The sequence below is a fragment of the Burkholderia sp. Tr-862 genome (assembly GCF_011753085.1).
Classification (GTDB): Bacteria; Pseudomonadota; Gammaproteobacteria; order Burkholderiales; family Burkholderiaceae; genus Burkholderia; species Burkholderia ambifaria.
Genome location: NZ_VWWG01000190.1, coordinates 1 through 11,543, shown reverse-complemented (window position 1 = coordinate 11,543; position 11,543 = coordinate 1). Strand labels below are relative to the sequence as shown.

The window sequence follows — 11,543 nt, the reverse complement described above, 5'->3', positions numbered from 1 at the left end:
CCCGCCATCCCTGACATGCCCGACATGCCGGGCATGTCGTCCATCTGATCCATGCCGGCCATGCCCGCGTGTGCGGCATGCTGCGCCCAGGCGGTGCGCGCAAACAGCGATGCGGCCGCAACGCCGATGGCATGCGACAGGAAGGTTCTCCGTATCATCAATCATTCCTCGTTATTCGTGCTGCGTCGCGCGGCCGTCGCGACACCCGCGCCGGCCGGTGCGCAAGCGCCCCTGCGCGACGCGAAACCTGATGCCCGCGTCATCATAACCGTGGGTCGCGGCCGAAGCACCGCGGCACCGCGCGAGCGGCGATACGCCGCAGTCCGCGGCCGGGCCTGACGGCCGGGGCGCCGTTCGCACTGCGTTTTCGATCACCGCCCGACGCCGCGACGCCCTACCGCATTCGTACCGGTCGCCTGGTCGGCAGCATTCGCTGCCCGCGTTCGCTCCGCCCGATTGGGGCAATTCGCCTCCCGTTCATCCCGCCAGCGGCACGCCACGCACCTTCGATGCACGGATCCGTCGATTTTTCACGATGCGGAACAAGTCTCTGCGTTATAAAAATTCGTGGTGCACGGCACAAATTCGCTGTTTCGCGATGCCAAAAATCGTTCCGCAATACAAAACGCCCGAAATAACTTGATGTTTTTAAAGGAACATTTTTGTTTCGAGCAAGCGTTCTATGCGCACCATCGGTCGCGGCCGCAGACGTAGACTTGGTTCCATGCACCGACGCTTCGCCACGACGTTCGATACGAAAAGCCAACCGGCGAGCGGCACAACAGAATCGCTTGTAATCAGAAAGGGAGAACGGAAATGAAGGGATTTCGCTTTGGTTCAGCGCTCGGGTCGTTCTACATCCTGCCGGGTAACGGCGGCTGGGAAGCGACGTTCGGCAACGCTCTGCTCGGCGCGTTCTCGTGCCCGGAAGTCGCCGCCGACCACATCTCCCGCGGCGACTGCGAGCAACCGTCCGAACTGGATACGGCCACGCTCGAAGTGCCGCCCGAAATCAGCGAATGGGAAATCGTTCACGTCTGAATGGCACGCCTGCAACGAAAAACGCCCCGGGCGACCGGGGCGTTTTTATTGTCGGCGACGCGGCGAGCCGTGAAGCCCGCCGCGTCGGCGGCTGCCGTTGTCGTGGCGCGCGCGTGGGCGCGGCCGGTGTCAGGCGACTGCGTCGACGATGGCGTTCAGCGTTGCGCTCGGGCGCATCGCCTGGCTCGTCAGCTCGACGTTCGGACGGTAGTAGCCGCCGATCGCCTGCGCGGTGCCCTGCGCGGCCGACAGTTCTTCCAGGATGCGCGCTTCGCTGTCGGACAGCGACTTCGCGACGCCTTCGAACTGCGCCTTCAGCGCGGCATCGTCGGTCTGCTCGGCCAGTGCCTGCGCCCAGTACAGGCACAGGTAGAAGTGGCTGCCGCGGTTGTCGAGGCCGCCGACCTTGCGTGCGGGCGACTTGTTCTCGTCCAGGAACTTGCCCGTTGCCTGGTCGAGCGTCTTCGCGAGCACGAGCGCCTTCGGGTTCTCGTAAGCGTGGCCGAGGTGTTCGAGCGACGCGGCCAGCGCGAGGAATTCACCCAGCGAATCCCAGCGCAGGAAACCTTCCTCGACGAACTGCTGCACGTGCTTCGGTGCCGAGCCGCCCGCGCCCGTTTCGAACATCCCGCCGCCGGCCATCAGCGGCACGATCGACAGCATCTTCGCGCTGGTGCCGAGTTCCATGATCGGGAACAGGTCGGTCAGGTAGTCGCGCAGCACGTTGCCCGTGACCGAGATCGTGTCCTTGCCCGCGCGGATGCGCTCGAGCGAGAAACGCGTCGCGTCGACCGGCGTCATGACGCGGATGTCGAGGCCGTTCGTGTCGTGATCCTTCAGGTAGCGTTCGACCTTCGCGATGATCTGCGCGTCGTGCGCACGTGCCGGATCGAGCCAGAACACGGCCGGCGCGCCGGTCGCGCGGGCACGGTTCACCGCGAGCTTGACCCAGTCCTGCACCGGTGCGTCCTTCGTCTGGCACATGCGCCAGATGTCGCCCGACTCGACCGCGTGCTCGAGCAGCACGTTGCCGGCTTCGTCCGTGACGCGCACGACGCCATCGGCCGGGATCAGGAACGTCTTGTCGTGCGAACCGTATTCCTCGGCCGCCTGTGCCATCAGGCCAACGTTCGGCACGCTGCCCATCGTGACCGGGTCGAATGCGCCGTGCTGCTTGCAGTCTTCGATCACGGCCTGGTAGACGCCCGCGTAGCAGCGGTCCGGAATCACGGCCTTCGCGTCGGACAGTTCGCCGTCCGGGCCCCACATGCCGCCCGAGTCGCGGATCATCGCCGGCATCGATGCGTCGACGATCACGTCGCTCGGCACGTGCAGGTTCGTGATGCCCTTGTCCGAGTTGACCATCGCGAGACGCGGGCGCACCGCGTACTCGGCCTTGACGTCGGCTTCGATCACTTCGCGCGTGTCGGCCGGCAGGTCCTTCAGGCGCGCGTACAGGTCGCCGATCCCGTTGTTCGGGTTGAAACCGAGTTGCGCCAGCACGTCCGCGTGCTTCGCGAGCGCGTCGCGGTAGAACACCGACACGAAGTGACCGAACAGGATCGGGTCCGAGACCTTCATCATGGTCGCCTTCAGGTGCACCGAGAACAGCACGTCCTGCGCCTTCGCGTCGGCGATCTGCGCTTCGATGAAGCTGCGCAGCGCCTTGCGGCTCATCACCGATGCGTCGATGACTTCATCGGCCTTCACCGCCGTCTTTTCCTTCAGCACCTTCTTCACGCCGTCGGTCGTCGTGAGTTCGATCTTCACGCTGCCGGCCGCGGCGATCAGCGCCGACTTTTCGCTGCCGTAGAAGTCGCCTTCGCTCATGTGCGCAACGTGCGCCTTCGACGTGGCCTTCCATGCGCCCATCTTGTGCGGGTGCTTGCGTGCGTAGTTCTTCACCGACAGCGGCGCGCGGCGATCCGAGTTGCCCTCGCGCAGCACCGGGTTCACCGCGCTGCCCTTGATCTTGTCGTAGCGGGCCTTGACCGCCTTCTCTTCGTCGGTCGACGGATCTTCCGGATACGCCGGCAGCGTGTAGCCCTGCGCCTGCAGTTCCGCGATCGCGGCCTTGAGCTGCGGCACCGATGCGCTGATGTTCGGCAGCTTGATGATGTTCGCTTCCGGCTTCAGCGTGAGCTGGCCCAGTTCGGCCAGATCGTCGGAACCCTTCTGCTCCGGCGGCAGGACGTCGGCGAATGCCGCGATGATGCGGCCGGCGAGCGAGATGTCGCGCGTTTCGACGGCGACGCCGGACGAGCGCGTGAAGGCCTTGACGATCGGCAGCAGCGAATAGGTCGCGAGCGCGGGCGCTTCGTCGGTGAGGGTGTAGATGATCTTGGGCGAAGTGGACATGGTGGTCAAAGCATTGCTACGTGAATGTTGGACTGAGAGCGCCGGCTGTAACCGGCGGGGAGCGACCGGGTGGGTCGCGAAAGGGGCGCGCCGGCTCAGCCGGGCGGTGGTGTTGCGAGGGCCGTCATGTTCTACCTTGCAGGGCATGCGGGCCGCATCGCGGCGCCGCGGCCCGCATGCCGGACCGCCCTGCCAACAAACCTGCCATCCACGAAACGCCCCGGCGCCGGCAGTAGGCGCCGGGGCGGCCGGCGATCCGCCGACCCACCCCGGAAGGGGTCTTACATGTTCTCGATCAGCACTTCGCCGAAGCCGGAGCACGACACCTGCGTCGCGCCTTCCATCAGGCGCGCGAAGTCGTACGTGACGCGCTTCTGCAGGATCGATTTTTCCATCGCGGCGATGATCGTGTCGGCCGCTTCCGTCCAGCCGAGGTGGCGCAGCATCATTTCCGCCGACAGGATCTCGGAACCGGGGTTCACGTAGTCCTTGCCCGCGTACTTCGGCGCCGTGCCGTGCGTCGCCTCGAACATCGCGACCGAATCCGACAGGTTCGCGCCCGGCGCGATCCCGATGCCGCCGACCTGCGCGGCCAGTGCGTCGGAGATGTAGTCGCCGTTCAGGTTCAGCGTCGCGATCACGTCGTATTCGGCCGGACGCAGCAGGATCTGTTGCAGGAACGCGTCGGCGATCGAATCCTTGATGACGATCTCGTTGCCCGTCTTCGGGTTCTTCACGCGCATCCACGGGCCGCCGTCGATCAGCTCGCCGCCGAATTCCTTCTGCGCGAGCGCGTAGCCGGCGTCACGGAACAGGCCTTCCGTGAACTTCATGATGTTGCCCTTGTGCACCAGCGTGACCGACTTGCGATCGTTGTCGATCGCGTACTGGATCGCCTTGCGCACGAGACGCTCGGTGCCTTCGGTCGACACGGGCTTGACGCCGATCCCCGAGGTTTCAGGGAAGCGGATCTTCTTCACGCCCATCTCGTCCTGCAGGAACTTGATCACCTTCTTCGCCTGCTCGGAGCCCGCGGCCCACTCGATGCCCGCGTAGATGTCTTCCGAGTTCTCGCGGAAGATCACCATGTCGATCTTTTGCGGCTCGCGCACCGGCGAGGGCACGCCCTTGAAATACTGGACCGGGCGCAGGCACACGTACAGGTCGAGTTCCTGGCGCAGCGCGACGTTCAGCGAACGGATGCCGCCGCCGACCGGGGTCGTGAGCGGCCCCTTGATCGACACCACGTATTCCTTCAGCACCTGCAGCGTTTCGTCCGGCAGCCACACGTCCGGACCGTACACCTTCGTCGCCTTCTCGCCCGCGAAGATCTCCATCCAGTGGATCTTGCGCTTGCCCTTGTAGGCATGGGCGACCGCCGCGTCGACGACCTTGATCATGACCGGCGTGATATCGAAGCCCGTACCGTCGCCTTCGATATAGGGAATGATCGGCTGATCGGATACGTTGAGCGAGTAGTCCTTGTTGACGGTGATCTTGTCACCGCCCTCCGGAACCTTGATGTGCTGATACGGCATGATCGACTCCAGTGACGTGGCTGAGCAGGTATTGCTGGTCGAAACTGCGCGCGTGGCGAGGTGGCCTTGCCACCTTCGTGACGGCAACAGCGAGCCGCTATTCTAGCGCCCCAATCGGGGCCGGCGGCACGAAGCGCGACGCTGCGTATCAAGTCTTCCCTTATGTCTTATATAAGACAGATGACTTGCCGTTCCGTATTATGCATTAAGATTCCGCCATTTGCCATAGACCGCCGGTCCCGCCTCCCCGCGGCACGCCGCGCGGGCGCCCCGCCATGACCCTGATCGCCCTCAACAAGCCGTTCGGCACGATTTGCCAGTTTTCCGCGCACGAGACGCGGCCGTCGCTCGGCGACTGGGTAAAAACGCCCGGCGTCTACCCGGCCGGGCGGCTCGACGCGGACAGCGAGGGCCTGCTGCTGCTTACCGACGACGGCGCGCTGCAGGCGCGCATCGCGGAGCCGCGCCACAAGCTCGTCAAGCGCTACTGGGCGCAGGTCGACGGCGCGCCGGGCCCGGCCGACCTGAAGGCGCTCGCACGCGGCGTCGATCTCGGCGACTACGTGACGCGCCCGTGCCGCGCCGAATTCATCGAGCCGCCCGAAGCGCTGTGGCCGCGCAACCCGCCGATCCGCTACCGCGCCGCGATCCCGACCACGTGGATCGAACTGGCGATTACCGAAGGCAAGAATCGGCAGGTGCGCCGGATGACGGCCGCGATCGGCTTCCCGACGTTGCGTCTGGTGCGCGTCGGCATCGGCGCGCTGGACATATTCGCACTCGGCATTGCACCGGGCGAAACAATCGCGCTGCCGCCACGTGCCCCGTGGGACGGTTTCGCAGGCGAAGCGTGAGCGCGTCGGCAACTTTCGATTTTTTTCGTCATCTTTTTCGTCAACCGCCGGCGAAGATCGCGCGTTAAACCACGCAGATGCCATCCTGAGCTATCCGGCATTGGCAACCGAACCGGTATTTCCGCGTTTGCGTCACGAAAGCGACGTTTTATTCGAATACGATTCGGCGCCCGCAGCGCAATGAGAAATTTCTCGAAGCGTCTGTCAACCGAAAGGTGGATGGCACCGTTAGACGACATGACTCCTATGCCGGGTCATTTGGTTAATTAACTAAAGCTGAGGAACACAACATGAACAAACTGATCGCCGCTCTGGTCGCTGGTCTCTTCGCAACGGCTGCTTTCGCACAAGCTTCGGCTCCGGAAGCTGCTTCGGCTGCTGCTCCGGCAGCTGCTTCGGCACCGGCAAAGCACGCTGCCAAGAAGCACCACGCAAAGAAGAAGCACCACGCAGCGAAGAAGGCTGCTAGCGAAGCCGAAGCCCCGGCAGCTGCTTCGAACTAAGCAAGCTAGTTGTAATAACGCAGTCAAGAACACGCAGTCTTGCCGTTCTTACGGCGTTGAAAGGCAGATCACCGCGAGGCGATCTGCCTTTTTCTTTTTTGTGCCCGCCGGCGCGCTTCGCGTACCATGCGGGTCTCGTTTTCCCGATAGGAGCCTTGCTGTGCGATTCTCCCTGCGCTCGTCGCTCGGCCGCCTTGCGCGCGCCGCCGTGTTTCCCGCCGCGCTCGCCGTCCTCGCACTCGGCGTGCACACCGCCCACGCGCAGATGCCGCCCGGCGCCAAGCAGCCGAGCGAGTTCCCGCACGTGAAGCTGCGCGCCGGCATGTACGTGATCGACGCGGCCGTCGCCGCGAACGACGCCGACCGCGAACAGGGGCTGATGTACCGGTCGCAGCTCGCTCCGAACGAAGGCATGCTGTTCGTGTTCAACGAGAACGCCGTGCACTGCTTCTGGATGAAGAACACACTGATCCCGCTGTCGATCGCGTTCATCCGCGCGGACGGCACGATCACCGACATCGACGAGATGCGGGCCGAGACGACCGACAATCACTGCCCGCGCAACAACGGCGTCTATGCACTCGAAATGAGCAAGGGCTGGTTCGCCGCGAAAGGCATCAAGCCGGGCATGAAGCTCGACGGGCTGCCCAAGCCCCAGTAACGGCGAATGCCGCGGCACCGCCGCGCATCGACCGAAGCCGGCCGCCCGTTGCGCGCCGGCTTTTTTTTCGCGTGCCGGCGGCGCCCGCCTTGATTCGGCAAACGCTGGCCGCATCTGCAAAAGCCACGGACAAGCGCTATCCTTTAAATCTCGCTTGTTCCAATCCGGACCGGCCCAGCCGGCCCGCTTACGATCCGAACCACCAGGAGGTTCACGTGCCCCGCAAAACCCCCATCGAGCGCTATCGCAACATCGGGATCAGCGCTCACATCGATGCCGGCAAGACCACGACGACCGAGCGCATCCTGTTTTACACCGGCGTGAGCCACAAGATCGGCGAAGTGCACGACGGCGCGGCCACGATGGACTGGATGGAGCAGGAGCAGGAACGCGGCATCACGATCACGTCGGCCGCGACCACGGCCTTCTGGAAGGGCATGGCCGGCAACTATCCGGAACACCGGATCAACATCATCGATACCCCCGGGCACGTCGACTTCACGATCGAGGTCGAACGCTCGATGCGCGTGCTCGACGGCGCGTGCATGGTCTACGACTCGGTCGGCGGCGTGCAGCCGCAATCCGAAACCGTGTGGCGCCAGGCGAACAAGTACAAGGTGCCGCGCATCGCGTTCGTCAACAAGATGGACCGCGTCGGCGCGGACTTCTTCCGCGTGCAGCGCCAGATCGGCGAGCGCCTGAAGGGCGTCGCGGTGCCGATCCAGATTCCGATCGGCGCGGAAGATCATTTCCAGGGCGTCGTCGATCTCGTCAAGATGAAGGCGATCGTCTGGGACGACGAAAGCCAGGGCGTGAAGTTCTCCTACGAGGAGATCCCGGCGAATCTCGTCGAGCTCGCGCACGAATGGCGCGGGAAGATGGTCGAGGCCGCCGCGGAAGCCAGCGAGGAACTGCTCGAGAAGTACCTGCACGACCATGAGTCGCTGACTGAGGACGAGATCAAGGCCGCGCTGCGCCAGCGCACGATCGCGAACGAGATCGTGCCGATGCTGTGCGGCAGCGCGTTCAAGAACAAGGGTGTGCAGGCGATGCTCGACGCGGTGATCGACTACCTGCCGTCGCCGGTCGACGTGCCGGCCATCCTCGGCCACGACTACGCCGATCCGGAAAAACCGGCGGAACGCCACCCGAGCGACGACGAACCGTTCTCGTCGCTCGCGTTCAAGATCATGACCGACCCGTTCGTCGGCCAGCTGATCTTCTTCCGCGTGTATTCCGGTGTCGTGGAATCGGGCGACACGGTGCTGAACGCGACGAAGGACAAGAAGGAGCGGCTCGGCCGGATCCTGCAGATGCACGCGAACGAGCGCAAGGAAATCAAGGAAGTGCGCGCGGGCGACATCGCGGCGGCGGTCGGCCTGAAGGAAGCGACGACGGGCGACACGCTGTGCGATCCGACCAAGCCGATCATCCTCGAGAAGATGGAATTCCCGGAGCCGGTGATCTCGCAGGCCGTCGAGCCGAAGACGAAGGCCGACCAGGAGAAGATGGGCCTGGCGCTGAACCGTCTTGCGCAGGAGGATCCGTCGTTCCGCGTGCAGACCGATGAGGAATCCGGCCAGACCATCATCTCGGGGATGGGCGAGCTGCACCTCGAAATCCTGGTCGACCGGATGAAGCGCGAGTTCGGCGTCGAGGCGACGGTCGGCAAGCCGCAGGTCGCGTATCGCGAAACGGTGCGCACGACGGCGTCCGACGTCGAAGGCAAGTTCGTCAAGCAGTCGGGCGGGCGCGGCCAGTACGGGCATGCGGTGATCACGCTCGAGCCGAACCCCGGCAAGGGCTACGAGTTCCTCGACGAGATCAAGGGCGGCGTGATTCCGCGCGAATTCATCCCGGCCGTCGACAAGGGCATCACCGAAACGCTGAAGAGCGGCGTGCTCGCCGGCTACCCGGTCGTCGACGTGAAGGTGCACCTGACGTTCGGCTCGTACCACGACGTCGACTCGAACGAAAACGCGTTCCGGATGGCCGGCTCGATGGCGTTCAAGGAAGCGATGCGCCGCGCGAAGCCCGTGCTGCTCGAGCCAATGATGGCCGTCGAGGTCGAGACGCCCGAGGATTTCATGGGCAACGTTATGGGCGACCTGTCGAGCCGGCGCGGCATCGTGCAGGGGATGGAGGACATCGCGGGTGGCGGCGGCAAGCTCGTACGCGCCGAAGTGCCGCTTGCCGAGATGTTCGGCTATTCGACGTCGCTGCGCTCGGCAACGCAAGGCCGTGCGACGTACACGATGGAGTTCAAGCAGTACGCGGAAACGCCGGCGAACGTGTCGGAAGGCGTGATCAACGCGAAAGTGAAGTAAGCGCCGGGCGCGTGCGCCCGGTGGCAAGCCGCAGGCCCGTCCGGTTCCGGACGGGCTTTTTTTCATCCGTCGCACGCGCCGATGGGGACGGCCGCCGACGTTTTCGATCGGCACGCCAGGCATTTTTTTTCACATGTCACAATGGATCGCGATTCGTCCGACGGAACCTTCGCCATGCCGCCTACCCCTGCCCTGCGCCGCCTGTTGACGCTGTATGCGGGCCTGATCGCCGCCAACATCGCCGTCTGGCTGTGGGCGCTCGCGGTGCTGCGCGACCATCCGCTGCTGCTCGGCACCGCGGCGATCGCGTACGGGCTCGGGCTGCGTCATGCGGTCGACGCCGATCACATCGCCGCGATCGACGTCGCGACGCGCAAGCTGATGCAGGACGGCCAGCGTCCGGTGACTGTCGGCCTGTGCTTTTCGCTCGGCCACTCGACGATCGTGATTGCCGCGACACTGGGCATCGCGCTGACCGCGTTCGCGCTGCGCGACCGTTTCGACGCATTCCGCGAGATCGGCGGCACGATCGGCACGGCGGTGTCCGCGACTTTCCTGCTCGTGCTCGCATGCATGAACCTGGTGATCCTGCGCGGCGTGTGGCGGCGCTATCGCGGCGCGCCGGACCATGCTCACGGCGGCGCGCACACGCATCGGGCGGGCGGCCTCGTGTCGCGGCTGCTGCGCCCGCTGTTCCGGTTCGTGTCGAAAAGCTGGCACATGTATCCGGTCGGCGTGCTATTCGGCCTCGGTTTCGATACTGCAACAGAAATCGCGCTGCTCGCGATCGCGGCCGCGCAGGCAAGCCACGCGCTGCCGCTCTATACGGTCATGCTGTTTCCCGCGCTGTTCGCGGCGGGCATGACGCTGATCGACTCGACCGACAATGTGCTGATGATTCATGCGTACGGTTGGGCAATGGACGACCCGCAGCGCAAGCTGCTCTATAACGCGAGCATCACGCTGCTGTCGGCGGTCGTCGCACTGGCCGTCGGCGGGATCGAGGCCGCCGGCCTGCTCGCCGAAAAACTGTCGCTGACGGGCCCCGTACGCGATGCACTCGATACGCTCGGCGAGCACTTCGGCGCGATCGGCTATGGCATCGTCGCGCTGTTTCTCGTCGGCTGGATCGCGTCGATCCTGTGCCATCGCTGGCCGCGCGCTGCCGATACAACGGCGCGCTGATCTGGTCAGACGTTTCATTCCAGAAACAAAATGCTCACGACAGCGTTTCACGCGCTGTCTGCGATATGTGCACGCCTTGCGCCACGGGCATAGCCGGCCGGTGGCACGAATCTCGCAGTTAGGGATTCGCACGGCGGGCCCGCGTGCCGATCCGAGTTCGCGGCTGGCCTCCGGCGCCAGTGCGATACGCATCGGCCGCCGAAACGACATTGCATCGTTACTGGTCCCCTGCATCACACGTTGACGGTCGCGCGTGACGAGGCATCGCGCCCATCGGGGAGATCAATGATGAGCAGAACGAAACAATTGTCCCGCACGGCGGGCCGGTGCTTTCACACCACCCTGCTGGCCGCAGCCGCGTTTGCATGCTGCTGCTCGTACGCCAGTGCGCAGGACGCGACGCCCGCCGCCTCGTCTGACGCGATTGCCGGCGCAGACCCCGTCATGACGCTGGTCGAGAACGCGACACCCTGCGCTGCCAATCCGGCTGCATGCGCGGTACACGTCTATGCCGGCCGTGGCGCGGCAGGCAGCGGTGCCGGCAATACCACTGGCGGTGGCAGCCCGGGTAACGGCGGCAATGGCGGAAGCGGCGGAAACGGCGCTGTCGGTCCCGCGGGTGTCGGCGGAGCCACGGGAGCGACATCCGGCGGTATGAATGGCACGGGCCGTGGCGGCAATGCATCCGGCAACGGAGGTAACGGTAATGGGACTTCGGGTGGTGGCACTTCGGGTGGCGGCACTTCGGGTGGCGGTACTTCTGGTGGTACTTCTGGCGGTGGTACTTCTGGTGGCGGCACTTCGGGTGGCGGCACTTCGGGTGGCGGCACTTCGGGTGGCGGCACTTCGGGCGGCGGTACCTCGGGCGGCGGCACTTCGGGTGGTCATGGTGGTCACGGCGGTGGTGGTCATGGCAACGGTGGCGGCAATGGCAATGGCAACGGCAGTGGTGGTGCCGGCAATGGTGGGGGGAATGGCGTAGGTAACGGCGGCGGTCACGGCAGCGGCAACGGCGGCGGCAACGGTGGCGGCAACGGCGGCGGCAACGGTGGCGGCAACGGCGGCGGCAACGGCGG

Annotated in this window: 9 protein-coding genes; 7 read left to right on the top strand and 2 right to left on the bottom strand. The window is 65.1% G+C overall.

Annotated features, from left to right (window positions below; all coding sequences use genetic code 11):
- Nucleotides 1-816 precede the first annotated feature (816 nt).
- Nucleotides 817-1,041 (top strand): hypothetical protein, encoded by a 225-nt coding sequence (locus F3J14_RS30285; protein WP_006754596.1) that lies wholly within the window; start codon nt 817-819, stop codon nt 1,039-1,041.
- A 129-nt stretch (nt 1,042-1,170) separates the two neighbouring features.
- On the opposite strand, the gene F3J14_RS30280 is transcribed toward F3J14_RS30285, so the two are convergent.
- The gene (locus F3J14_RS30280) at nt 1,171-3,399 is read right to left on the bottom strand and encodes an NADP-dependent isocitrate dehydrogenase (protein WP_166726066.1); all 2,229 of its coding nucleotides are present in this window, start codon (nt 3,397-3,399) and stop codon (nt 1,171-1,173) included.
- Between the two features lie 281 nt (nt 3,400-3,680).
- Nucleotides 3,681-4,937: an NADP-dependent isocitrate dehydrogenase gene (gene icd / locus F3J14_RS30275; protein WP_006754594.1), complete on the bottom strand. Its 1,257-nt coding sequence runs from the start codon at nt 4,935-4,937 to the stop codon at nt 3,681-3,683.
- A gap of 275 nt (nt 4,938-5,212) precedes the next feature.
- On the opposite strand from icd, the gene F3J14_RS30270 reads away from it, so the two are divergent.
- From F3J14_RS30270 to F3J14_RS36125, 6 genes are all read left to right on the top strand, one after another.
- Nucleotides 5,213-5,791, top strand: a complete 579-nt coding sequence (locus F3J14_RS30270) for a pseudouridine synthase (RefSeq protein WP_166726065.1) — start codon at nt 5,213-5,215, stop codon at nt 5,789-5,791.
- Between the two features lie 290 nt (nt 5,792-6,081).
- Nucleotides 6,082-6,294: a hypothetical protein gene (locus F3J14_RS30265; protein WP_072465376.1), complete on the top strand. Its 213-nt coding sequence runs from the start codon at nt 6,082-6,084 to the stop codon at nt 6,292-6,294.
- Nucleotides 6,295-6,454: 160 nt separating this feature from the next.
- Entirely contained in the window at nt 6,455-6,955 is a 501-nt protein-coding gene (locus F3J14_RS30260) for a DUF192 domain-containing protein (protein ID WP_105787574.1), read from the top strand.
- A gap of 215 nt (nt 6,956-7,170) precedes the next feature.
- Entirely contained in the window at nt 7,171-9,282 is a 2,112-nt protein-coding gene (fusA, locus tag F3J14_RS30255) for an elongation factor G (RefSeq protein WP_006754591.1), read from the top strand.
- A 174-nt stretch (nt 9,283-9,456) separates the two neighbouring features.
- The gene (locus tag F3J14_RS30250; RefSeq protein WP_166726064.1) at nt 9,457-10,467 is read left to right on the top strand and encodes a HoxN/HupN/NixA family nickel/cobalt transporter; all 1,011 of its coding nucleotides are present in this window, start codon (nt 9,457-9,459) and stop codon (nt 10,465-10,467) included.
- Nucleotides 10,468-10,755: 288 nt separating this feature from the next.
- A partial coding sequence (locus F3J14_RS36125) for a hypothetical protein (protein ID WP_211080404.1) occupies nt 10,756-11,543 on the top strand: 788 nt, incomplete at its 3' end.